The 22,175-nt window shown below is 73.4% G+C and carries 21 protein-coding genes; 3 read left to right on the top strand and 18 right to left on the bottom strand.

What is annotated here, in order from left to right; genetic code table 11:
• Window positions 1-38 precede the first annotated feature (38 nt).
• The 6 genes from ACFYXU_RS19765 to ACFYXU_RS19740 all read right to left on the bottom strand — a co-directional run bounded on the left by ACFYXU_RS19765 (window position 39) and on the right by ACFYXU_RS19740 (window position 5,082).
• Entirely contained in the window at window positions 39-743 is a 705-nt protein-coding gene (locus ACFYXU_RS19765) for an isochorismatase family protein (protein ID WP_376512251.1), read from the bottom strand.
• A 96-nt stretch (window positions 744-839) separates the two neighbouring features.
• Complete coding sequence (locus ACFYXU_RS19760) at window positions 840-1,559, bottom strand: DUF2470 domain-containing protein (protein WP_376512249.1); 720 nt, start codon at window positions 1,557-1,559, stop codon at window positions 840-842.
• Between the two features lie 297 nt (window positions 1,560-1,856).
• Window positions 1,857-2,252 carry an NTP pyrophosphohydrolase gene (locus ACFYXU_RS19755; RefSeq protein WP_376512266.1) on the bottom strand — a complete coding sequence of 132 codons (396 nt, stop codon included), beginning with the start codon at window positions 2,250-2,252 and terminating at the stop codon, window positions 1,857-1,859.
• 92 nt (window positions 2,253-2,344) lie between these two features.
• Complete coding sequence (locus tag ACFYXU_RS19750; protein ID WP_376512247.1) at window positions 2,345-2,818, bottom strand: SRPBCC family protein; 474 nt, start codon at window positions 2,816-2,818, stop codon at window positions 2,345-2,347.
• Between the two features lie 123 nt (window positions 2,819-2,941).
• A complete protein-coding gene (locus tag ACFYXU_RS19745) occupies window positions 2,942-4,012 on the bottom strand; it encodes a PI-PLC domain-containing protein (protein WP_389405950.1) in 1,071 nt (356 codons plus the stop codon).
• 239 nt (window positions 4,013-4,251) lie between these two features.
• A complete protein-coding gene (locus ACFYXU_RS19740; RefSeq protein WP_389458887.1) occupies window positions 4,252-5,082 on the bottom strand; it encodes a DUF1206 domain-containing protein in 831 nt (276 codons plus the stop codon).
• Window positions 5,083-5,211: 129 nt separating this feature from the next.
• Between ACFYXU_RS19740 and ACFYXU_RS19735 the strand changes: the two genes are divergently transcribed.
• Complete coding sequence (locus ACFYXU_RS19735) at window positions 5,212-5,469, top strand: WhiB family transcriptional regulator (RefSeq protein WP_329858651.1); 258 nt, start codon at window positions 5,212-5,214, stop codon at window positions 5,467-5,469.
• 152 nt (window positions 5,470-5,621) lie between these two features.
• On the opposite strand, the gene ACFYXU_RS19730 is transcribed toward ACFYXU_RS19735, so the two are convergent.
• Both ACFYXU_RS19730 and ACFYXU_RS19725 read right to left on the bottom strand, forming a co-directional pair.
• Window positions 5,622-6,068, bottom strand: a complete 447-nt coding sequence (locus tag ACFYXU_RS19730; protein WP_376512242.1) for an ATP-binding protein — start codon at window positions 6,066-6,068, stop codon at window positions 5,622-5,624.
• A 100-nt stretch (window positions 6,069-6,168) separates the two neighbouring features.
• A complete protein-coding gene (locus ACFYXU_RS19725) occupies window positions 6,169-7,374 on the bottom strand; it encodes a PP2C family protein-serine/threonine phosphatase (protein WP_389405952.1) in 1,206 nt (401 codons plus the stop codon).
• Between the two features lie 107 nt (window positions 7,375-7,481).
• Here ACFYXU_RS19725 and ACFYXU_RS19720 point away from each other — a divergent pair, with 107 nt between their 5' ends.
• The gene (locus ACFYXU_RS19720; protein WP_329858654.1) at window positions 7,482-7,994 is read left to right on the top strand and encodes a MarR family transcriptional regulator; all 513 of its coding nucleotides are present in this window, start codon (window positions 7,482-7,484) and stop codon (window positions 7,992-7,994) included.
• Window positions 7,995-8,264: 270 nt separating this feature from the next.
• Here ACFYXU_RS19720 and ACFYXU_RS19715 read toward each other — a convergent pair whose 3' ends face one another.
• From ACFYXU_RS19715 to ACFYXU_RS19695, 5 genes are all read right to left on the bottom strand, one after another.
• Entirely contained in the window at window positions 8,265-9,428 is a 1,164-nt protein-coding gene (locus ACFYXU_RS19715; protein ID WP_389458884.1) for a PP2C family protein-serine/threonine phosphatase, read from the bottom strand.
• A 62-nt stretch (window positions 9,429-9,490) separates the two neighbouring features.
• Window positions 9,491-9,859: an STAS domain-containing protein gene (locus tag ACFYXU_RS19710; RefSeq protein WP_329858656.1), complete on the bottom strand. Its 369-nt coding sequence runs from the start codon at window positions 9,857-9,859 to the stop codon at window positions 9,491-9,493.
• Between the two features lie 53 nt (window positions 9,860-9,912).
• Window positions 9,913-12,432: a SpoIIE family protein phosphatase gene (locus tag ACFYXU_RS19705; RefSeq protein ID WP_389458881.1), complete on the bottom strand. Its 2,520-nt coding sequence runs from the start codon at window positions 12,430-12,432 to the stop codon at window positions 9,913-9,915.
• 120 nt (window positions 12,433-12,552) lie between these two features.
• A complete protein-coding gene (locus ACFYXU_RS19700; RefSeq protein WP_376512235.1) occupies window positions 12,553-16,566 on the bottom strand; it encodes a HAMP domain-containing protein in 4,014 nt (1,337 codons plus the stop codon).
• Between the two features lie 451 nt (window positions 16,567-17,017).
• Window positions 17,018-17,362 (bottom strand): hypothetical protein, encoded by a 345-nt coding sequence (locus ACFYXU_RS19695; protein ID WP_389458879.1) that lies wholly within the window; start codon window positions 17,360-17,362, stop codon window positions 17,018-17,020.
• Between the two features lie 245 nt (window positions 17,363-17,607).
• Between ACFYXU_RS19695 and ACFYXU_RS19690 the strand changes: the two genes are divergently transcribed.
• A complete protein-coding gene (locus tag ACFYXU_RS19690) occupies window positions 17,608-17,754 on the top strand; it encodes a hypothetical protein (RefSeq protein WP_329858660.1) in 147 nt (48 codons plus the stop codon).
• Between the two features lie 159 nt (window positions 17,755-17,913).
• On the opposite strand, the gene ACFYXU_RS19685 is transcribed toward ACFYXU_RS19690, so the two are convergent.
• From ACFYXU_RS19685 to ACFYXU_RS19665, 5 genes are all read right to left on the bottom strand, one after another.
• On the bottom strand, window positions 17,914-18,756 hold the full coding sequence (locus tag ACFYXU_RS19685; RefSeq protein ID WP_376512231.1) for a class II glutamine amidotransferase: 843 nt from the start codon (window positions 18,754-18,756) through the stop codon (window positions 17,914-17,916).
• A gap of 44 nt (window positions 18,757-18,800) precedes the next feature.
• Complete coding sequence (locus ACFYXU_RS19680; RefSeq protein WP_376512229.1) at window positions 18,801-19,556, bottom strand: hypothetical protein; 756 nt, start codon at window positions 19,554-19,556, stop codon at window positions 18,801-18,803.
• Between the two features lie 16 nt (window positions 19,557-19,572).
• Entirely contained in the window at window positions 19,573-20,133 is a 561-nt protein-coding gene (locus ACFYXU_RS19675; RefSeq protein WP_376512228.1) for a hypothetical protein, read from the bottom strand.
• A 98-nt stretch (window positions 20,134-20,231) separates the two neighbouring features.
• Window positions 20,232-21,575, bottom strand: coding sequence for a diaminopimelate decarboxylase (gene lysA / locus ACFYXU_RS19670; protein WP_389458876.1), 1,344 nt, complete (start codon window positions 21,573-21,575; stop codon window positions 20,232-20,234).
• A 14-nt stretch (window positions 21,576-21,589) separates the two neighbouring features.
• Complete coding sequence (locus ACFYXU_RS19665; RefSeq protein ID WP_361391506.1) at window positions 21,590-21,964, bottom strand: SAV_915 family protein; 375 nt, start codon at window positions 21,962-21,964, stop codon at window positions 21,590-21,592.
• Window positions 21,965-22,175: the final 211 nt, after the last annotated feature.

Raw genomic sequence — 22,175 nt, 5'->3', positions numbered from 1 at the left:
CGCGGAGCGGCCGCGCCGTCGTCGGTGGGGGGTCGCGCTCACGTGTCCTTGCGTGCGTCGTGCGAGACCTGACCGAGCAGCAGGTCGCGCAGCAGGGTCTCGGTGGTGCACACGACGGCGCTCCGGGCCGCCCACCGCAGGGCCATGGCGTGCTCCTCGGCGGAGAGGTCGGCCACGGCGTCGGCGACCACGAAGGGCTGGATGTCGTTCATGAAGGCGTCGGCGGCGGTCAGGAGGACGCCCAGGTGGGCGTGGACCCCGCAGACGATCAGCTGGTCGCGGCCTTCCGAGCGCAGGAGGCGCCCCAAGTGGCTGCGGAGGAAGGCGTTGTGACGCACATTCGCCAGGACGTGTTCACCGGGCCGGGGCGTGAGGGCGGGGATGATCGCCGCGGCGTGCCGGCCGTCGGCGGTGCCCGGCCCCCAGATGTCCTCCGCGAGCCCGCGCTGGCCCGGCCGCTGCGACGCGGGTTCCGCCGTGAAGACGACCGGTATCCCGAGGCCGGTGGCGAGGGTGCGCAGGGCCGCGATGTTGTCGACGAGCTCCACGACCGGGGAGCGCTCCGTGGGCAGTTCTCCCACGAACTGGTTCTGCATGTCGTGGACCAGCAGCGCGGCGCGGCTGGGGTCGACGGCCCAGCCGGCGCAGGGGCGCGGCAGCGCGGAGCGGTCGGGCATGGGATACGAGCCGACGACCGGCAGACCCATGATGGTGTTCCCCTCCCAGACGGTACGGGCGTGCAAGCTCCCCGCACCGCACGTTGACTTAGCTAAGCCTAACCTAATTCACTGTGACTTCGCCGACGCGGCCCGGGGCACGCCCCCGGGCCCGGCCCCGGATCAGCCGTGCGCGGTGAAGTGGTGCGCGCACCGGGGTGCCATGAGGAGGCGTCGGACCTGCTCGCCGGCTTCGGCCGCGTCGCGCACGGCGACCGGGAAGGGGAACCTCAGGTCGCAGTGGCCCTGGCGGTACTCGCAGCGCAGGGTGATCCCGTGGCGGTCCAGGGCGAACGGGGTGGTGCGCAGGATGCCGGGCGGCAGCTGCGGCGCGGCGAGCATCACGAGCTCGGCGACCATGTCCTCGTGGGCGTCGGACAGATGCGTCAGCATGCCGGCCTCGTCGACGGCGAGCGGATCCGGCTCGGCGAGCATCACCTCGTCGAGCCCGACGTCCCAGCCTCCCGCCGCGGTCCGCAGGGTGACCCGCGCGGCGTCCAGCCGGACCGTGTCACCGTCACCCCCCGGATCGCGGGGGGTGAGCCAGCCGGAGAGCGTCACCCGGGCCCGCACCCGGTCGCGGGCCCGCACCGCGGTCACGTCGGTGAACTCCAGGAGCGCGGCGAGGCTGCCGCGCGGCGCGGTCGCGATCTGCGCGGCCAAGGGGCTGCCGGCCGGGGGGTGCAGGGAGATGCGCCCCTTCCCGTCGACCGAGTGCACGCCGATCAGGTCGTAGACCCGCCCCTCCGTGGTCAGGGACAGGGAGACGGCCCGGACGAGCACGGACCGGACCCGCTCGGCAGCGGTCGGCTCGGTCCTCGCGGCATCTGCGGCACCACTCACGGCAACTCCTCATAGGACGGGACACCCGCTCAACTAAGGTAAGCCTAACCTAATGGATGCCTCAAGGTGTGCCTCCTCCGACCCGTCGAAGTCAGGCCCCCGGCACGGACGGTGGACGCGCCAGGGCGTGGCGGGGGGCACCGCCTTCGCGTACGGCGGGTGGGCGACGGCCTCGGCCGTCCGGATCAGGACCACCGGCGCCTCCGAACCGCCCGCCGGCCACGAAGGAGCCCCCGGCGGCGGGGTACGGCGTCGGACGCCCACGCGGGCGGGGTACGGCGGCGGAGTGCCGGACGCCTACGGCGCGGGGAGGACGCTGCGGGGGCCCGTGCAGCGGGCGCCCTCCGCCTCGACGCGCCGGCGGAGCTCCCGGTCGGCGGTGACGACCAGGCACGGCCGGCCCTTCGCCTGCCGGGCCAGTTCGGCGATGAGGTCGTCGCCGCTGCCCGGCGCCTCCTCGACGCGAACGCCCGGCACCGGGCCGACGCCTCGGGCGGCGCCCTCGACCACCAGGACGATCTCGTACGGGCCGGTGAACGGTCCGTCGGCCGGTCCACCGTGCGCGGCGAGCCGGTCGCGCAGCCGCTCGGCCGCCCCGCGCCGGTCGCGCCACCAGCCGTCGGGCACCGAACCCACGACGTTGGCGCCGTCGACGACCAGCAGGGGGCGGGAGGAAGGGGACTCGGGAGGCACGGCCACGGCCCGATGATGTCAGAGAACCCGGCCCCGGGCGGGCAGCGGGAGTCCGGCCGGGCGCTGGTCCCGGGTAGGGTCCCGGCCGTCGTTCACCCGTGGACGTCCTGGGCGGCGCGGGCGGCCGCCTCGTCGTGTTCGCGCACCGCGATCCGTGACAGCTTGGTCAGCATCATCCCGTTGCGGACGGCGACGACGTAGTCCACGGGCAGTCCGTGCATCCGCGTCCCGGGACCTCGGAGCGGATGCCAGTCCAGGATGAACAGCGTGCTGTCGCCCCAGGGAATCAGGTTCATGGCGATGCGAGCCGCGCCGAACGGATGGGCCCTGGCCTCCAGCTCCAGCCGCTGTCCCGGCTCGCAGATGCGGACGACGCAGGTGTCGTCGAGGGTCAGGGGACCCACGCCGACGCGGACCCGCAGGCGGGCGCCCACCTGCGGCCAGTGCGCGTCCGCCGCGAGGACCTGCCGGGTGCCCGTCACCCATTCGCCGTAGCGACGGCCGTCGGACAGCAGGTCCCAGACCTCGGAGGGCGGACTGAGGATCAGACGGCGGTTGCGGGCCACTTCGACCACGCTCCTTGACCGGGGAGGATGCGGAAGCACGACGAGTCACGGCTCACCGACACTATCCGCATCGCGCGCGGTGGGCATCCGCAGCGGGATGCGTCCGCGGGGTGCGGCCGGGCCTCAGTTCCGGGCGTTCAGTTCGGCGACGACCGAGGCCGGCGTGTGGCCGCTGCCGTCGGACACCCGGTGGAAGTCGACCGAGACGAAGTTCGGGTCGCGGCCGCCGGCCGCCACGCGGCACCGCTGGGTGACGCGGTCGCGCAGCTTGGTCCCGTTGTCGAGGGCGGCGTTGATGACCGTCGGTACGTTGCGGTGGTGGCTCATGGTGAAGAGCCGCCGGAAGCCGGGCTCCTGGCGGTCCAGGGGCACGTCGGCCCACCGGCTGACGCAGGACACGTCGTCGCCGAGGTCGCCGAGACTCCAGAAGTTGCTGACCGTCCAGGCCTTGTCGTACATGACCCCGAGGTGCTCGCGGTCGGACGCGTCGCTGAAGATCAGCAGCCGCTTCCCCGCCCCGACGAGGTCGGTCATCCGGGGCCACCCCTGCCCCCGCACGTTCCACGCGTCGGGCCGGAAGAGCAGCTGGTCGAGCCCGCGTACCCGCCCGAGGGAGTCGCCCAGCCGCTGGGCGCTGACGTAGTCCTCCAGGAAGACGGTCACGACCTCCTGGGGGTTCGCCTCCAGGAAGTCGACCACGGTCTGCATGCCGCTCCGGAACGACTGCCGGGGCAGCGCGTACGTGACTCCCGCGAAGGTCTTGCAGTCGCCGTGACAGAGGTACACGTCGCTCGGGTAGCAGTCGCTGCCGAAGCTGATGACACAGAGCCAGGTGCTGCGCTCGTACCAGTGGGTGTCGAGGCTGAGGCCCCGTACCCCGTTGTCGAGCTGATGGCGCAGGGACTCGGACTGCGAGACGGAACTCCAGCGGGAGTCCTCGTAGTTGGTGAAGGCGTTGTGGGTGCCGAGGAAGGAGACCTCGTCGAGCCGCCGGTCGCCCCAGCGCTCCCGGGCCTGGGCCACGGCCGCACGGTTCGCTTCCGACGCCACCGGCGGGGCGGGCGCGGCAGTGGCCGCGGCCGGGATTCCGACCAGGGTCACCAGGAGGAGCAGGACCACGGCGAGCGGTCCGGTCCTCCGGGCGGGAGCGGTCCTGGGCGGGCGCACTCGGATGTCCCCTAATGGCATGCTCATGCCAGACATTTATCCGCTCCGGCGGAAGGCGCGCAAGATGTCCGTCGTCACCGACCGGGCGGGCCGGGCCCCACCACGTCGGCCGGATCGGGTCTCGACACCCGGCGCGGCTGCCGAGCACGACGGGAGAATCGCCCCTGCCGCGGCACCGCGTCCCGACGTGCGGACGCGGTGCGGTGCGGGCCTTCACCCGGTGGCGGCGGATCCGTGTGAGCGAGTACGGAGGACTCGGATCCGGGTCAGACGTCGCGCCACTTCGCCTGACCGAACGAGAAGAGACCGAAGAGCACCAGGGTGACGGCCACCGCGATCAGCAGCCAGGGGCCGGCCGGGGTCTGGGCGAACGAGCGGATCGCGTCGTCCATCCCCTTGGCCTCGTCCGGATTGAACTCGATCGCGGCCTTCACCCCGGAGACCCCGACCGCGGCGAGGACCAGACCGCGCCCGACGCCGCCGGCGATCCCGGTCACGTCCATGAAGCGGCGCTGGTACGTGTTCAGGGTCGCCCACTTGAGACGGTCCCGGTACTTCCGCATCACCGCACGGCCGCCGATCCAGAGCCCGGCGCCCACGATGCCCACGGCCACCGCGCCGACCCACCAGCGTCCGCCGGGCAGGTCCAGGAGGCGGCTGGTGATGTCCCGGCTCTGCCGGTCGGTCGATCCCTCACCGCTCCCCCGTTCCCCCGCCGCGAAGGAGAGGACCAGGAAGGCCGAACCGGTGTAGAAGGCGCAACGGACGGCGGACAGCGCCCGCTTGTGGGCCTTGTCCCCCTTGGGTCCGGCCGCGCCGAATATCGCCTCGGACAGCCGCCAGAGCGCCATCCCGGCCAGGCCTATGCCGAGCGTCCAGAGCAGGACGGCGCCGAACGGCGTGGCGGCGATCTCGGAGAGGGCCCCTCCCCGGTCGGCCTGTTCCTGCGATCCGGTCAGGCCTATGCGTACGGCCAGGGTGCCTGTGAGCAGGTACAGCAGGCCCCGCGCCGCGAATCCGGCCCGGGCTCCCGCCCGGACGGCCTCGGCGGGGACCGCACTTCTCGTTCCGGCCCCAGGGGCCCGTGTGGTGGTCACGTCGACTCGCTCCTCTCGGTCGACGCTCCGGATGCCCCGTCCGCGCCGGACCATTCCCACCGGGTTTCGGGACCCGACTTGGGGTCAGGTGGACGGGGACGCATTCCGACGACGCACCAGGAGGCTCGCATGGACGGCTGGCGGACTGCCGCGGCCTGTCAGGAGGTCGACCCCGATCTGTTCTTCCCGGTGGGCATCGGTCCCGCCGCGCTCGCTCAGGCCGAGGACGCCAAGGAGATCTGCCGGATCTGCCCGGTCCGGGAGGAGTGCCTGCGCTGGGCCATGGAGGAGCCCCACCCGCCGTCGGGCGTCTGGGGCGGCCTCACCGAGACCGAGAGGACGTCGCTGCGCCGCCGCTCACGCCGGGCGGCGGAACGGCGGCGGTGACGGCGCACCTGATCCCTCGGCACGCCGTCGACCGGACGGGCGGAAGAGCGGCGGCGACGCCGGCCCGCCCGGTCCGGCCGCTTCGGGGCGAAGCCCCTCGGCCGCTCCCGCCCCTCCCCCAGGAGCCGGCCGTCACGGCCCTTCCGGCCGGCCTACGACGCCAGCAGGGAGAGGCGCGCCCGGACCCGCTTCCCGTCCGGGCACGGCTCCACGCTGACGCTCTCGCAGACGGCGACGACGATCTCGACGCCGTGCTGCCCGATGCGGCGGGGATCGTGTCCACGGGGTACGGGAGCGGTCGTCTCGCGGTCGAAGACCGAGATCTCCAGGGCGTCCCTGCGCAGCTCGAGCAGCAGCCGGCAGGGACCGGGGGCGTGCCGCGCCGCGTTCGTCACCAGCTCGCTGACCACCAGCTGCGCCAGCTCGACGCGCTCGCCCGCGACCGGCGCGTACCGCACGGGCGGGGCGGCGGCGAGGAAGTCGGCCGTGAAGGCGCGGGCCGAGGCGATCGCGCCCGCGTCGGCGGTGGTGTCGTAGCCGACACTCGCGGACAGCAGGGGCTCCGGTGCCGCACGCTCCGCGGTGGTCGCGTCCGTCATGGCGCTGGACATCCCCTCTTCCGGTCGGACGGGTGCCGCCGGGCACCTCACTCCTCCGCCTATCCCCACTTCATGGATCCCACACCGCCCGCAACGGGGATCACACGTCCGGTGCGTCCGTTCCGGGTGTCCGGTCCGGGTCCGCGACCGGGTCCGGTGACCGGGTTCCCTGGCCGTGCCAGTCGAGACACAGTACGAGGACGGCGTCCCGCGCGCCACCGGGTGACGCGCGCAGTGCCTTCACGACGGCCTCCGGAGCGTCCGCGCCGTCCATCCCCCGGACGTGTTCCAGGGCCCGGGCGACGGGCCCGTCGGGTGTCCCGCACTCCCCGGGCGAGGAGGTGCCGTGGGCGACGAAGACCAGCCGGTCCCCGGGCAGGAGGCGCAGGCGCTGGGTGGCGTAGACGGTGTCCTCGAACATGCCGAGGGGCAGCTGCCGGTCCAGCTCGACCCGCTCGGCGACGGTGTCGCGGATCCGCCAGAGCGTCGGCGACCCGGCGTCGACGACCTCGATCGCGCCGGTGGCCAGGTCGAGGCGGAGCAGCAGGGCGGCGAGCGCGCTGTTCCCCCGGTACTGCCCGTAGAGCGCCTGGTCGGTGAGGCTGGCCTGTCCCACCAGGTCGAGTCCGGCCCGGCGGGCGTTGCGGACGGCGGTGAGGGCGAGCGTGCTCACCAGAGCGGCCGGCATGCCGGGGCCGGCGCCGTCCGCGACGATCAGCAGGATTTCGTCCTCGGTCACGCTCCAGTCCAGGAGGTGGCCGCCCGAGGTGTAGGAGGGTTCCCAGTGGGCGTGGAGCGCGAAGGCGGGTCCGGAGCAGGCGCGGCCCGGCAGGGTGTCCCACTGCATCTCCCCGGCGACGGTGAGGGCGTGGGTCCTGCGGGTGGTGCGGTAGAGGTCGGTGTGCCGGTCGGCGACGCGCAGGGCGTGTCCGAGCGTCTCGGCGACCCGGCCGAGGCTCGCGGTGGTGTCGGGGGTGGCCCGGTCCTCGGGCAGGCCGACCACGAGGACGCCGAACCGGTCACCGCGGACCGTGACCGGAAGGTAAACGGTCGCCGTGGGCCCGACATCACGGAAAAGATATGGTTGCTGGGTGCGGAAGACCCCACCGGCGGGGCCCGCGTCCACGGGCACGTGCCGGTCCCCGGCAGGCGCCCGCACGGGCTCCACGGGGCGCAGGGACGTGAATCCGTAGTCGATCAGCAGCAGGTCGGCGGAGGTGGCGGCGTACAGCCGCGCGAGACTGGTACGGAGGGAGTCCAGGAGGAGGTGTGGTGCCGCCCCGCGCAGTGCGCTTTCCACTGTCACGTGTCGATCCACCGGATGAGTACCGCCTTCTGCAGAGGTGTGGAGATGACCGGTCCGTCGCAAGGGCGACGTCCTCGGTCCCGGACGTCCGAGGAGTGTCGGCAGTCATGACCACCCAGCCCGCCCCGGCGTCGGGGGAACCGCAGCGGACGGCCGAGGCCGCCCGGGAGCTCATCGAGCTGCTGGAGGTGCTGTGGGAGCGCGGCCGGGACATGGTGTCGGCGACACCGGTCTCGGCGAGTCAGCTGCGCGTGCTGTACAGCCTGGACCGCGAGGAGGGCATCAGTCTGCGGACCCTCGGCGACCTGCTGGGGTCGGCGCCGCCCTCGGTGAGCCGCATGTGCGACCGGCTGGAGGCGCTGGGCTTCGTCCGGCGGCTGCCCAGCCCCGTCAGCCGGCGGCAGCTGGAGCTGCACCTGACCGCCCACGGCAAGGCCTACCTGCGGGACCTGCGGGTCCAGCGTGAGGAGGCCCTGCTCGGGGTCATCGCCGACATGTCGGAGACGAGTCGCAAGGCGCTGCTGCGGGGGCTGACGGGGTTCCAGGAGGCTCTGGACGGAGGCGGTCCGGCCGCCTCGTCACACCCGCGCACGCCGCTGAAGGACGTCAGCTCGGCCTGAGGCCGGGGGGACGCGGGCGTGCGTCCCGATGCCGGGGCCCAGTCCTCCGGCCCCGACCCCGGCACCCGCCTCGGCCCCGGCACCCGGCGCGACCACGGTTCCGCTCCGCGCCCCGGCTATGGCCGCGGCTTCCGCTCCGGCCGGGCGAACCCTCCGGGTCGTCGGCCGAACCCTCCACGTCCCCATTGCCACCTCCGGTCGTCCTCGACGCGATCCATCGGCGCACGGCCGAATGTTGCCTCAAGGATACAGTTGCCGGACGGCAATTGATCACCCGGCGCCGTGCCAGTCGAGACAGATCACGAGGGCGTCGTCGTCCAGCGGACTGCCGCCGTGGTGCACGGCCAGCTCCCGGAGCATCGCCTGCGGCACCTGCGTGGTCGGGAGCAGCCGCGTCCCCCGCAGCGCACGCGCCAGCGCCCGGTGCCCGTAGCTCTCCCCGGCCGGCGAGACGGCGTCGTACACGCCGTCGCTGCCGAACAGCAGCCGGTCCCCCGGCCGCACGACGAACCGCTGGGGCACGTAGGCGGTCTCCTCGAACATGCCGAGCGGCAACTGCGCCTCGAACAGGACGGGATCGACGGACTGGCCGCGCAGCCGCCACAGGCGGGGTGAGCCCGCGTCGACGGCCTCGACCTCGCCCGTGGCCAGGTCGAAGCAGAGCAGCAGCACCGCGACGAAGGCCTCGCCCCGGTAGTGCGCGTAGACGGCCTGGTCCGCCAGGGCCGCCTGGTCCGCGAGGCCGAGACCGGCCCGCCGGGCGTTGCGGAGGGCGTTGATGGCGAGATTGGTCAGCAGGGCGGCCTCGATGCCCTCGCCCATGCCGTTGGTGACGGTGAGGGTCAGCCGCCCCTCGGACACCGACCAGTCGTAGTTGTCACCGAATATGGCGTAGGCGGGCTCCAGATGGGCGGCGAGGGCGAACTCGGGGCGGGCGCAGGAACGCCCCGGCAGCAGCTGCCACTGCATCTCCGCCGCGAGCGTGAGCCGCGTCGCCCGCCGCGCCAGGACGTACAGGTCCGTGTCCCGCTCGGCCACCAGGATCTCGTGCCCCAGCGCCTCGCAGAGCTGGAGCAGTCCCGGCAGCAGCGGCCGCGGGTCGGTGCCCGGAGGCAGATCGACGCTCAGGACGCCCAGCCGGTCGCCCCGGACGGTGACGGGCAGGTGCACCAGGTCCGCGGCGGCGGGCCCCCGGACCACGTACGGCTCCTGGGCACCGAAGGCGCGCCCCTGCGGACTGCCCTCGATCGGGACGGACGGATCCGCCCCGGGGACGCGCTCCACGAGCTGGAGCGTCCGCAGCCCGTAGTCGGCGAGGCGGAGCTCCACGCGCAGGGCGCCGCAGCGTTCGCGCAGGGCGTCCTCGACGACGCGCGTGAGCTGGTGCGGGGCCGCCCGGCGGAGCGCCTGCTCGACGTCGGCGATCTCGTCCACGGTCTCGTTCTTCCTTCTCTCCTGGGCCCGGTTCCCCTCCCGGGGGCCGGGCCGCTCCTCGGCTATCTCTCGCCGCCCGCCGCGGCGAGCGCCTCCGCCACGCCGTCGTGCGGCGGGATGGTCATCGTCACTCCGGTGATCTCCAGAATGCGTCGCACCGCCGACGTCGGCGCGGCGAGGTACAGGTCCCCGCCCTGCGCGCGGGCCCGGTGGACCGACCTGATCAGGACGTTGAGGCCCGACGAGTCCATGAAGCCGAGGGCGGACAGGTCGAGGACCAGATGGTGCCGGCCCTGACCGAACTGCTCGCTCAGAAGCCGGTCGAGCCGGTCCGCCGTCTCCATGTCCAGCTCGCCCCCCACGGCCAGTACGGCCGTGCGGGCGTCGCGCACGTCGACGTCTACGTCCAGATTCGGTTCCTGCTCGGGCATGTTCCCTGCTTTCGGTGGGAGGAAGGTTCGGTGGGCGGGCTGACGCACGGCGATCACGACACCTTGACGCCGACGACGCACGTGTCGTCGTCCGTGTCCGACTTGCTGCGCTCCAGCAGCTCGTCCAGCCTTCGTTCCAGGCTGTCGGACGGCTGCCGGGCGACGGTGAGCAGCTGGGCGACGGAGTCCTGGACGGCGGTGTCCCGTCGCTCGACGAGGCCGTCGGTGTACATCAGGACGATGTCGTCGGGTTCGAGCCGGACCTCCGACTCCTCGTACTCGGCCTCGGCGAGCGCCCCCAGCAGGAGGCCGCGCAGCAGGGGCAGGTCGGCCGCCTCGTTCCCGCGGACCACGACGGGCGGCAGGTGCCCCGCCCTGGCCCAGCGCAGGGTCCGGGTGTCGGGGTCGTAGATGCCGCAGACGGCCGTGGCCGTGACGTGGGCGGCGAGGTGGTGCGCGACGCTGTTGAGCCAGGACAGCAGCTGTCCCGGGCCCGCGCCCGTGACGGCGAGGCCGCGCAGGGCGTTGCGCAGGACCACCATCCCGGTGGCCGCCTCCACCCCGTGGCCCGCAACGTCCCCGACGCACAGGAGCACCTTCTTGGACGGCAGCACGACGGTGTCGTACCAGTCGCCGCCGACCAGCGAGTCGGACTCCGCCGGACGGTAGCGCACGGCGACGTCGAGGGTCGGGGCGTCGAGCGGCGGCCGGACCGGCGGCATGATCGCGTGCTGGAGCTGGAGGGTGAGCCGGTTGCGCTCCTCGGCGGCCTCCTCCGTGGCGGCCAGCCGGTCGCGGGTGGCGGAGAGGGCGACCTCGGTCCAGTGCTGCGCCGAGATGTCCTGGTAGGCGCCCCGGACGGCCTGGAGGCCGCCGTCGACGCCCCGGGCGGGCTCGGCGGTCACCCTGATGTGCCGGGTGACCCCGTCGTGCCGCAGCATGCGGAAGGCCGCGCTGCCCACCTGCCGCTGGTGGAGCACGGTCTGGAGGAAGCGCCGGATGGTCGCGGCGTCGTCGGGATGGGCGTACGCGGCCAGGTCCTTCAGGGCGACGGGCGGCTCGGTCGTGCGGCGTCCGAAGAGCTCGAAGAGCTGCGCGTGCCAGGTGATGTCGCCGGTGAGGGCGTCCTCCTCGAACGCGCCGACCCGGCCCAGGCGCTGGGCGTGCTGGAGCAGGCTGGCGAGACGCGCCGACTCGTCCTCGACGCGCCAGATGAGGAGGACGCCCCCGCCGTACCGGCTGATGCTGATGTCCGCGAGCGAGGTGAGCGGCACCTGGTCGACCAGGGCGGTGAGCCGGGCCCGGCGGGCGCGGAAGGGCTCGCCCGTGGCGTGGACCCGCTCGATCCGGTCGAAGAGCTCGCTCCCGCCGGCGGTCGCGGGGTACGCCTCCAGGAGCAGCGCTCCGTCGACGGCGGCGCGGGGGCGGCCCGCCGGGTCCTGGAAGTGGGCGTTGGCGTGCCGGATGCGGAAGTCGACGAGCCTGCCCTCCTCGTCCAGCTCGGGGGTCAGGACGAGGGCGGGGTCGTAGAGCCCGTCGGAGAGCTCGGCCAGCTCCCGCGCCCCGTCCGCGACGGGTACGAGGTGTCCCCCGGGACCCGCCTCGGCGGGCAGGGCCTCCAGGGTGTGCGCGCAGAGCTCCGCGAGGGCCTCGATCTGGCGTTCCACCGCCTGCGGCTGGGGGTCCAGCGGGCGGGGCCAGCAGATCTCCAGGACGCCGTGGATGCGTCCGCCGGTCCCGGCGGGGACGACCACGCGGCCGCCGTCGGGGTGCCGCGTGCGTCCGATCGACGGGATGCCCGCCGCCGCGAGGGAGGGGTAGCGCACGGTGCTGCGGCCGGACAGCGCCTGCCGGGCCGCCGTGGTCACCCCGGGGGGTACGTGGTGCCAGCGTTCCGCCTCCTCGGAGCCGAAGCCGGCGTGGCCGCGCAGGCTCAGGGAGCCGTCCGGGCCGGTGGTCCAGATGGCCACGGCGACGGCGCCCAGGGGTTCGAGGGCGTGCGAGAGCAGCGACTCGGCGACGGCCTGGGTGTCGCCCGCTCCGAGCGCCGCGCTCTCTGCCGTGCGGAGCCGTACGGCGACCGAGGCGGCGGGCACGGCGGTGCCGGGCTCCTCTATGGCCGTCCGCACGAACTCTCCGGTCACCTCGGCGACCTGGTCGCGGGCGGCCTGGTTGATGATGTCGGCGGCCAGTTCGAGGCGGGAGAGCCCGGCGCGGTCGGCGAGCTCGGCGAGCTGCCGGGCCGCCTGGGCCGGACCGCAGCCGAGTCGCTCGACGATCACGCCCTTGGCGAGCTCGATCAGGGCGCGGCCCTCGGCCGCCGCGTGGGCGGCGCGCACCTCGCCCCGCAGCCGCTCCACCGTGGCGGACAGCCGGCCGTCGGCGTCGTCGGGCGCCGCCCGCAGCGCGTCGGCGGCGGCGGGCGGTGCCTGGAGGGCCGGGAGCGTCTGCGGCTCGCCCCCGTCGGAGGACGGGGCCGGGTCGGTGACGCGGGCCGGGGGCCACGGGGTCGTCACGCTGGCCCAGGCGGAACCGTCGGACGGGTCCGCGTCCCGGGGTCGGGGGTCACTCACGGCGACTCCTCGGTCAGGACGGCCTCGGGGCCGCCGCGCGGGCGGAGACGGGGGGCGCCGGAGCGGCGCGGGGCCCGGCGCACCCTTTGCGCCGGTCCCGGACGGTCGATGGTCATGGGGCTACCGGCCGTTCAGCCAGCGGCCGACGCACGCGACGAGTTCGTCGGCGTCGACGGGCTTGGTCACGTAGTCGCTGGCGCCCGACGCGAGGCTCTTCTCGCGGTCGCCGGGCATGGCCTTCGCGGTGACCGCGATCACCGGCAGCTCGGCGTACTCGGGCAGCTCCCTGATCCGGGCCGTCGCCGTGTAGCCGTCCATCTCGGGCATCATCACGTCCATCAGGACGAGGGAGACGTCCGGGTGCGCCTGGAGCGTCTCGATCCCCTTCCGGCCGTTCTCGGCGTGCAGCACGGTGATGCCGTGCAGTTCGAGGATGCCGCTGAGGGCGTAGAGGTTGCGGGCGTCGTCGTCGACGACGAGGACGGTCCTGCCGTGCAGCGTGGTGTCGATGGCCTGGGGTGCCGGGGCGCGGAGGTCCCCGCGGACCAGGGGCACGACGTCGCCGGGCTGCTCGGCGGACAGGTGCAGGGCGATCCGCTCGCGCAGCTCGTCGAGGCTGGAGAGGAGCTCCAGGGGCCGCCGGTGGGCGAGCTCCTGAAGTGCTCCCTCCTGGTCGGCGGGGAGGCGGCGGTTGTTGTGGGCGAGGACGGGGACGGTGCGCAGGGCCTCGTCGCCATCCATGGCGTCGAGGAAGCGCAGGGCGTCGCCGTCCGCCATGTCGACGTCCAGCACGACGCAGTGGAACGCCTGGGTGGCCAGTGCGCTGGCCGCCTCCTGCGGGCCGACCACCGCGATCAGTTCGATGTCCGTCCGCTCGGCGTGCCCGCCGTCGGCGGCGAGCTGGGTGACGGCGTTCTCCGCGACGACGGCGAGGAGTCCGCGCGGGCGCTCCTCGATCACGAGGAGGCGCCGGGCCGGGCGGGCGGCCGACGCCCCGGGCCCGGCGGTCAGGGCGAGGGCGGCGCCCTCGGACGGCGCCGGGAGGACGGCGGGTTCGCTCTCCTGGGCGGGCGCGGGCCGCTCCGTGAAGTCGGTGCGCGTGACCGGGAGGTAGAGGGTGAAGGTGCTCCCCTCGCCGGTGACGCTGGTGACCGTGAGGGCGCCGCCGAGCAGATAGGCGATCTCGCGGCTGATGGACAGGCCGAGGCCGGTGCCGCCGTACTTCCGGTTGGTCGTCCCGTCGGCCTGCTGGAAGGCTCCGAAGATGGCTTCCAGGTTCTCGGCGGCGATGCCGATCCCGGTGTCCTTCACGCGGAAGGCGACGACGGGGCCGCCCCGGTGGACCGAGACCGGGAGCTCTTCGTCGGCCGCCGGTTCGATGCGGAGCTCGACCCCGCCGTGCTCGGTGAACTTGACGGCGTTCGAGAGCAGGTTGCGCAGCACCTGCCGGAGACGGGTGTCGTCGGTGAGCAGGTCGATGGGGACGCCGGCGGCGGTGGACACCGAGAAGGCGAGGCTCTTCTGGGAGGTGAGCGGCCGGAAGGTGGCCTCGACGTAGTCGAGGAGCCTGCGCAGGAGCACGCGCTCCGGGTTGAGGTCCATCTTCCCGGCCTCCACCTTGGACAGGTCGAGGATGTCGTTGATCAGCTGGAGCAGGTCCGACCCGGCGGAGTGGATGATGCCGGCGTACTCGACCTGCTTGGCGGTGAGGTTGCGGGTGGGGTTCTGGGCCAGCAGCTGGGCGAGGATCAGCAGGCTGTTGAGCGGGGTGCGCAGTTCGTGGCTCATGTTCGCCAGGAACTCGGACTTGTACGTGGAGGCCAGCGCGAGCTGCTGGGCGCGGTCCTCCAGCTCCTGCCGGGCCTGCTCGATCTGGAGGTTCTTGGCCTCGATGTCGCGGTTCTGGGTGGCGAGCAGGGCCGCCTTCTCCTCCAGCTCGGCGTTGGAGCGCTGGAGCTCCTCCTGCTGGACCTGGAGTTCCTCGGTGCGCGAGCGGAGTTCGCCGGCGAGGCGCTGGGACTCGTCCAGCAGTTCGTCGGTCCGGGCGTTGGCGACGATGGTGCTGAGGTTGACGCCGACCGTCTCCATGAGCTGTGCCAGGAAGTCCTGGTGCACCGAGGTGAAGGGGCTGAAGGACATGAGCTCGATGACGCCGAGCACCTGGTCCTCGACGACGATCGGCAGGACCACGAGGCTGCCCCGGGCCGTGCTGCCGAGTCCCGAGGAGATGGTGACGTAGTCGGCGGGGACGTGCTCGGCCGCGATGGTGCGGCGGCTGCGGGCGGCCTGGCCGACGAGCGACTCCCCGAGCCGGAAGCGGTCCCGGCCCTCGGCGGCCGGGCGGCCGTAGGAGCCGACGAGGCCCAGCTCGACGCCGTCCGCCCCGTCCACGGCCAGGTAGAACGCGCCGTACTGGGCGGCGACGAGCGGCGTCAGCTCGTCCATGACGAGTTCGGCCACGACGTCCATCTCGCGGTGGCCCTGCATGAGCGCGGAGATGCGGGCCAGGCTGGACTTCAGCCAGTCCTGTTCCTGGTTGGCCCGGGTCGTCTCGCGCAGGGAGCCGACCATCGCGTTGATGTTGTCCTTGAGCTCGGCCACCTCGCCCGAGGCCTCGACGGTGATCGAGCGGGTCAGGTCGCCCTCGGCGACGGCGCTGGCGACCTCGGCGATGGCGCGAACCTGACGGGTGAGGTTGCCGGCCAGTTCGTTGACGTTCTCGGTGAGGCGCTTCCAGGTCCCGGAGACGCCCTCGACCTCCGCCTGTCCGCCGAGCCGGCCCGCGCTGCCGACCTCGCGGGCCACCCGGGTCACCTCGGCGGCGAACGAGGACAGCTGGTCGACCATCGTGTTGATGGTCGTCTTCAGCTCCAGGATCTCGCCCCGGGCGTCCACGTCGATCTTCTTGGAGAGGTCTCCGTTGGCGACGGCGGTGGTGACCTGTGCGATGTTCCGGACCTGACCGGTCAGGTTGTTCGCCATGGAGTTGACGTTGTCGGTGAGGTCCTTCCAGGTGCCGGCCACGTTCGGCACCCGGGCCTGTCCGCCGAGCCGGCCCTCGGTGCCGACCTCGCGTGCGACGCGCGTCACCTCGTCGGCGAAGGCGGACAGGGTGTCCACCATGGTGTTGATGGTGTCGGCGAGCGCGGCGACCTCGCCCTTCGCCTCGACGGTGATCCGGCGCGAGAGATCACCCCGGGCCACGGCGGTGGCGACCTGCGCGATGGAGCGCACCTGCCCGGTGAGGTTGGACGCCATCACGTTGACGTTGTCCGTGAGGTCCTTCCAGGTGCCCGAGGCGCCCCGGACCGTGGCCTGGCCTCCGAGGTTCCCCTCCGTGCCGACCTCGCGGGCCACCCGGGTCACCTCGTCGGCGAAGGCCGAGAGCTGGTCCACCATCGTGTTGATGGTCGTCTTCAGCTCCAGGATCTCGCCCCGGGCGTCCACGTCGACCTTCTTGGACAGGTCGCCGGTGGCGACCGCGGTGGCGACGTGGGCGATCGCCCGCACCTGGGCGGTGAGGTTCCCGGCCATGGAGTTGACGGAGTCGGTCAGGTCCCGCCAGGTCCCGGACACGCCCTTCACGTCGGCCTGTCCGCCGAGGATTCCTTCCGTGCCCACGTCACGGGCCATGCGCGTGACCTCGTCGGCGAAGGAGGAGAGCTGGTCCACCATCGTGTTGATGGTGTTCTTGAGCTCCAGGATCTCGCCGCGCGCGACCACGTCGATCTTCTGCGACAGGTCGCCCTTGGCGACGGCGGTGGCCACCTGGGCGATGTCACGGACCTGGGTGGTGAGGTTCCCGGCCATCGCGTTCACCGAGTCGGTGAGGTCGGCCCAGGTCCCGGAGACGCCGGGCACGACGGCCTGCCCGCCGAGGGTGCCCTCCGTGCCGACCTCGCGGGCCACGCGGGTCACCTCGGAGGTGAAGAGGGAGAGCTGGTCGACCATCCCGTTGAACACCTGGGAGATCTCGCCCATGAGGCCGTCCGCCTCGTCGGGCAGTCTGGTGCCGAAGTCGCCGTCCCGGACCGCCGTGAGCCCGGCCAGGAGCTGCCGCAGCTCGGGTTCGGCGACCGCGGCCGGATCCGGCCGGACCCCGGTCGAGGAATCCTCGGTCGTCGTCTCAGACATGCCCATCCTCGTTCCCCAGAAGCGTTCCGCCTACGGACCGTCCACACGCGGTCACGAACCGGACAGCCACCCTCCCCCAGGGCGTCTCCGACCGCGATCGTTGCCGTACGGCAATCATGACGACACTACAGCTCCGTGATCTCCAGCAGGAGGGCAGTGCCACGTCATAAGGCCGGAACCCGCCGTCGGCCCGCAAGCGGGAGGGCGGGGAGAGGCGGTGACCCTCGGAAACGAAGGGCACGGGAAGGCGGGGCCTCACGGCGGCCAGGGGCCTGGGCTCTCGGCAGCATGAGGCATGGGACGGCAGCGGCCCTCGGAAACGAAGGGCACGGCAGGAGCTCTCGGACGCCAGGGCTCTCGGCAGCCAGGGCACGGGAAGGGGCCGCCGGCCCAGGAGGGCGGCGGCCCCGGTGTCTGCGGACGCTGCCGGAGGATCCGGCGCCCCTGCCCTTCAGAGGCGGCGTCCGAGGAGCAGCGCCACCGGCCCGAGGTCGTGCCGGGCCGACCGGCGCCCCGCCCGGCGTCCCAGCGCGTACGCGAGGAGGAGGGCGGCCGCCGCACCGACCGCGGCTCCACCCGCCGCGGCCCGGCGGACCCGCTCGGTGACGCGCGACGCGGCCAGGGCCCTCTGGGCGTACGGCGTCGGAAGGACGTGCACCTCGCCCCTGCCCGCGGTGTCGCAGGTCTCCACCGCCATGCCGGACTCGTGCGCCCGCGCCAGACCGGGGTGGTCCGGGACCGCGTAGGGGCCGGTCCAGGTGAACGAGTTCTGTCCGCTGCCTTCCGAAGCCTTCATGCCGTCCGTCTCGCCGCGCCCGCCCGTCGTAAACCCGCCGCCCCGCCCTGGCGGCCGTGCAGAAGCCGGCGGACCGGACAGGAAGGGCGGTTCTGCGGCTCCGCCGATCCCGGTGGTGTCAGACGGCGACTTCGGGCAATACGGAGGGTCAGGACTCGAAGACCGGCAGTACGCGCCTCTGGGCGTGCCGCCCGGAGGGGGAGTCCGGCGGGACCATCTCGTCCGTCCGATCCGAGGAGAGACCGATGTCCGAACTGCTGACCCGTATCAAGCGACTGGCCCGCAGCCCCCAGGGCCGTGGCGCGGCCGACTCCGTCCGCCGGATCGCCTCCGACCCCCGCAAGCGCGCCCAGGCCCAGCGTCTCCTGGGCAAGCTGCGCCGTCACCGCTGACACCCGGCCCACGGCCTCGCGCCGGAGGCCCGCCGCTTCCCCGGGGGTAGCGGCGGGCCTTTTTGCCGGGGGTCTCCCCCTAAGAAGCGGCGGCCTCCGGGCAGGGCCGGGGGGCCGGGACGGAGCCCCTGGGGTTCGTCGCGCGGGGCCCGTACCGGGTCACCCGTCGCCGGCGGGCGCCGGAGCGAAGGGGTGGAGCGACTCCTCGTCGGCGGCGATGACCCGGTAGCTGCTCTCCGGCACCTCGTTCCACGCCCCCGGCAGGTCGTCGAGGGGTTCGGAGACGATCAGGCGCGTCTCCGGTGAGATGTCCCGCAGGAACGCCACATCGGGATGCAGCCTGCGGAGGTCGTCCACCCGGCTGCTGTAGAAGAGCGAGCGCGAGGCGTGCTCGCTGGAGTAGCGGAAGGCCCAGACGCGTTCGCCGTCCGTGAGCGCGACGGTCATCTGGAGCGGGAAGTCCACCCCGTGCCGCCGGCCGACGCGCTCCACGACCCCCGCCATCCGGGCCACCGCCCCGGGCGGGTCCCGCTCAAGGCCCAGGGTGACGGTCAGGTAGAACATCACCTCGGAGTCCGTCGTCCCCTCGAGGTCGGCGTAGAGCGCGGGGTCGACGAGCAGGGCGAGGTCACGGCGTATCAGGGGAAACCCGTCTATGGCGCCGTTGTGCATGAACATCCAGCGGCCGTGCCGGAAGGGGTGGCAGTTGGACTGCTGCACCGCCGATCCGGTGGACGCCCGGATGTGGGCGAAGAACAGCGGCGAGCGGATGTGGTCGGCGAGCTCCCGGAGATTGCGGTTGTTCCAGGCCGGTCCGACGTCCCGGAGGAGCGCCGGGGTGTCGCTCTCGTCCGTGTACCAGCCGATGCCGAAGCCGTCGCCGTTGGTGGTCTCCACGCCGAGCTTGGCGTTCCGGCTCTGCTCGATCAGCGAATGGGTCGGCTGGTACAGGATGGTGTCCAGCAGCACCGGCGTACCGGCGTACACGAGCCAGCGGCACATGAGTGGTCACCCGGTTCCCTTGCGCGCCTCCTCGTGTCCGTCCCTCAGGTGCTGAGGAGCCGGTGGAAGAACGAGCGGTACTGCCGGAGCGCCTTGCGCAGGCTCTCCGTGTCGACGTCCTCGCCCTCGCTCCACTGTCCCTCCAGGTCCTTCTTCCGGTCCCCGAAGGTGGCGGCGAGCTGCCGGATCACGTCGGTGACGAGCCCGTCGGCGTCGTGCACGGCCTCGCGGGGATCGTCGACGAACCGGCTCTGGATGTCGTGCCAGCGGTTGCGGAAGGCCTCCTCGTCCATGGGGTCGAGCAGCCGCGCGGGGGCGTTCTCCTCGTGAGCGGCCCCGCCTCGGGTGGCGTCCCCGCCCGGACCGCCCGGGGTGTCCGGTTCGTGCTCGCGCCCACGGGACTCCTCCGACGGGGCGCCGACGGGGTCCCCGGTGGCGGGGCGGTCGCCGGTGGTGGTGCCGGAGCGGTCGCCGAATGCGGAACGTTCGCCGGTCGTACGCTCGCCGGTTCCGGTTCCGCCGTCGCGCTCCGTACCGGTGTCCGTGGCCACCGCGGAGTCCGCGCCCGCGCCGTAACCCTGGCCGGAGTCGGGGTCGGTGTCCGTGTCGGGGCCCGGGACCGTGCCGGGGTCCCTCACCTCGTCGGACCGGTCCCGCTCACCCCGGTCGTCCCGGTCGCCCAGGCCGCTCCGGTCGTCGTCCCGCGCACTGCCGATGCCGGTGCTCTCGCCCGGGTACACGGGCGGCGGAGCCGGGTCCGAACCGTCGCCGGACCGCCCTCGTATGTCGTGCTCGCGCATGTCCTGTGCCTCCTCGTCAGGTCCGGCCGCGACGGGGAGCGTCGCCGTCGGAGAGAAGTTCGTCGAAGAGGGCCCGGTAGTGCACCATCGCTCCTCTCAACTGTTCGGTGGTGGCCTGCCGCGAGGAGCTGAGCGCGTGGATCTCGTGCGCCGCCCGGTAGTGCTCCAGCGTCTGGCCGTGTTCGACCGAGAGGTCCCGCGTCTGCTGCTCGAACCCCTCCGTCGGATAGCCCCGCTCGCGCATGAGGGAGGTCACGAGGCCGTCCGCGTCGTGCACCGCGCCCTCGGGCCGGTCCACGAACGCCTCCTGCACCGCGCGCCACCGCTCGGCGTAGCGCTCCTGCGCCCCGCTCGACAGCGGCTTGATGTCCAGGGTCTCGTGGCGCTTCTCACGGGCGTCGAGGTCGTGCTCGGCCGCCCTCTTGCTTCCCGCGTCGTCGACCGTGCGGTCGTACTCGGGCCCGAACCGCTCGCGCAACCGCCGGCGACGCCGCCGGTCCAGCGCGATGGCGAGCGCGATCAGCGCGAGCACCACCACGGCGGCTATCACGATGGCGAGAATCGTTCCTGTCGACATCGGCCTCGCTCCCTCGGGTCTGTTCCCCCGTGCGCCCGGCGGCTGCCCGGCCGGAGCGATCTGAAACGGTTCGCCCGGACGCGTTCCGCGGCGCGTGTCTAGAGCCCGATGTCGCGGCGGTTCATGTCGTCGAGCGATTCGCGGCGTACGAGGGTGCGCGCGGTGCCGTCCTTCACCGCGACGACGGGCGGGCGGCCGACCAGGTTGTAGCCGGAGGCCATGGACAGGTGGTACGCACCGGCCACGGGGACGGCCAGCAGGTCCCCGGGACGGACGTCCTCGGGCAGCGGGACCTTCTCGGCCAGGACGTCTCCGGCCTCGCAGTGGCGGCCGACGACCGTGACGAGGTGCGGCGCGGCCGTGGAGTGCCGGCCGATCAGGCGGGGCGCGTAGCGGACGCCGTAGAGCGCCGGCCTGGGGTTGTCGCTCATGCCTCCGTCGACGGCGACGAAGGTGTGCGGTCCGGTGCGCTTGACGGCGAGGACACGGTAGACGCAGACGCCCGCGGGTCCGACGACCGCGCGGCCGGGCTCGATCGTCAGGCGGGGCACGGTCAGCTTCAGCTCGGCGCAGCCGTCCCGCAGTTCGGCCCGCACCCGCGTGGCGAGCCGCCGCACGTCGAGGCTCTCCTCACCGGGCCGGTAGGCGATGCCGTGACCACCCCCGATGTTCAGCTGGGGCAGCTCGACGCCGTGCTGTTCCCTGATCCGTGCCATGAGGCCGACCATGCGGCGGACGGCGGCGACGTACGGCTTGGCGGTGGTGATCTGCGAGCCGATGTGGCAGTGCAGTCCGACGAGTTCCAGCCGGGGCTGGCCGAGCACCCGGGCGACCGCGTGCCGCGCGGAGCCGTCCGTGACGGACAGCCCGAACTTCTGGTCGTCGGTGCCGGTCCGCACCTTGGCATGGCCACCCGCCGCGACACCGGGCACGACGCGGAGCATGACCCGCTGACGCGAGCCGTGCGGCACGATGGCGGCGAGGCGCGCGATCTCCGAGGCGCTGTCGAGGACGATCCGCCCCACGCCCAGCCGCACGGCGGCGTCGAGGTCCTCGGGGCTCTTGGCGTTGCCGTGCAGGACGATCTTCCCCGGCGGGAAGCCGGTGGTGACCGCGAGCATCAGTTCGCCCGCCGAGCACACGTCCAGGCCCAGGCCCTCCTCCCGCACCCAGTGGGCCATGGTGCGGCACAGGAAGGCCTTCGCCGCGTAGACGACGTCGGCCTCGGGGAACGCGGAGCGGTAGGTGCGGCAGCGTTCGCGGACCTCGTCCTCGTCCAGTACGTAGACGGGGGTGCCGAACCGGCCGGCGGTCTCGGCGAGGGACACACCGGCCACGGTGAGGTCCCCGGTGCTCCCGGGGCGGGTGGAACGCGGCCAGATGGACAGTCCGTCGGCCCGGTGCGAGACGGGCGACGGCACCTGGGGGGCGGTGAGGGACACGGACACGACTCTCCTCAGCCGATCGGAAGGTGGACGCGCGGGGCGACGGCGGCGGCACGCGCCCCGCGCACGGGACCCGGCTCCTCGCGAGGGGGCTTCGAGACCCCGGGCGCGGCGAGCTGCGGGTCGACGGTGAGGACGGTGACGCCCAGCGGCGCCACGAGGGCCCGCAGAGCGGGCTCGGAGAGCCTGACGCGGGCGTGGCCGGGGCCCAGCGTCGCGGCGAGTCCGGCCTCGGTGGTGAACCCGACGGCCGTGCGGTCGCCCAGGGGCGTACGGAAGAGGCGGGCGCTGCATCCCGAGGGTCCCGGCCGGACGGGGACGAGAAGTGGTCCGGCCGGGACGCGTTCGGAAGGCTCGGGGTCCTCGGAACGTGTGAGGTCAGTCATGGCGGTGGCCCCTCGGAGAAGGAGAAGTGTCGGTGGTGGCGCCCGGCCGGTCGGCCGGGCGTCGTCCGGATCGAAGCTATGCCCGCCGGGCGGGTCTCCGGCCACCTCGCTGACGCGAGCTTGACGGGACGGCCCGCTGTCGTGACGCGCTCCTGACGGATCGGCGAGGTTTTTCGGGGCACGTGCGTCACAGCCGTCGACGGGCGGTGTC

Source organism: Streptomyces sp. NPDC002232, from assembly GCF_042890295.1.
Lineage (GTDB): Bacteria > Actinomycetota > Actinomycetes > Streptomycetales > Streptomycetaceae > Streptomyces.
This window is presented reverse-complemented; position numbering and strand designations above follow the sequence as displayed.

Excerpts from the sequence above, each read along its gene's own strand:
- ACFYXU_RS19745 (WP_389405950.1), bottom strand. The coding sequence starts at position 4,012 with ATGAGCATGCCATTAGGGGACATCCGAGTGCGCCCGCCCAGGACCGCT.
- ACFYXU_RS19735 (WP_329858651.1), top strand. The coding sequence starts at position 5,212 with ATGGACGGCTGGCGGACTGCCGCGGCCTGTCAGGAGGTCGACCCCGAT.
- ACFYXU_RS19730 (WP_376512242.1), bottom strand. The coding sequence starts at position 6,068 with ATGACGGACGCGACCACCGCGGAGCGTGCGGCACCGGAGCCCCTGCTG.
- ACFYXU_RS19720 (WP_329858654.1), top strand. The coding sequence starts at position 7,482 with ATGACCACCCAGCCCGCCCCGGCGTCGGGGGAACCGCAGCGGACGGCC.
- ACFYXU_RS19710 (WP_329858656.1), bottom strand. The coding sequence starts at position 9,859 with ATGCCCGAGCAGGAACCGAATCTGGACGTAGACGTCGACGTGCGCGAC.
- ACFYXU_RS19700 (WP_376512235.1), bottom strand. The coding sequence starts at position 16,566 with ATGTCTGAGACGACGACCGAGGATTCCTCGACCGGGGTCCGGCCGGAT.
- ACFYXU_RS19695 (WP_389458879.1), bottom strand. The coding sequence starts at position 17,362 with ATGAAGGCTTCGGAAGGCAGCGGACAGAACTCGTTCACCTGGACCGGC.
- ACFYXU_RS19690 (WP_329858660.1), top strand. The coding sequence starts at position 17,608 with ATGTCCGAACTGCTGACCCGTATCAAGCGACTGGCCCGCAGCCCCCAG.
- ACFYXU_RS19685 (WP_376512231.1), bottom strand. The coding sequence starts at position 18,756 with ATGTGCCGCTGGCTCGTGTACGCCGGTACGCCGGTGCTGCTGGACACC.
- ACFYXU_RS19680 (WP_376512229.1), bottom strand. The coding sequence starts at position 19,556 with ATGCGCGAGCACGACATACGAGGGCGGTCCGGCGACGGTTCGGACCCG.
- ACFYXU_RS19675 (WP_376512228.1), bottom strand. The coding sequence starts at position 20,133 with ATGTCGACAGGAACGATTCTCGCCATCGTGATAGCCGCCGTGGTGGTG.
- ACFYXU_RS19665 (WP_361391506.1), bottom strand. The coding sequence starts at position 21,964 with ATGACTGACCTCACACGTTCCGAGGACCCCGAGCCTTCCGAACGCGTC.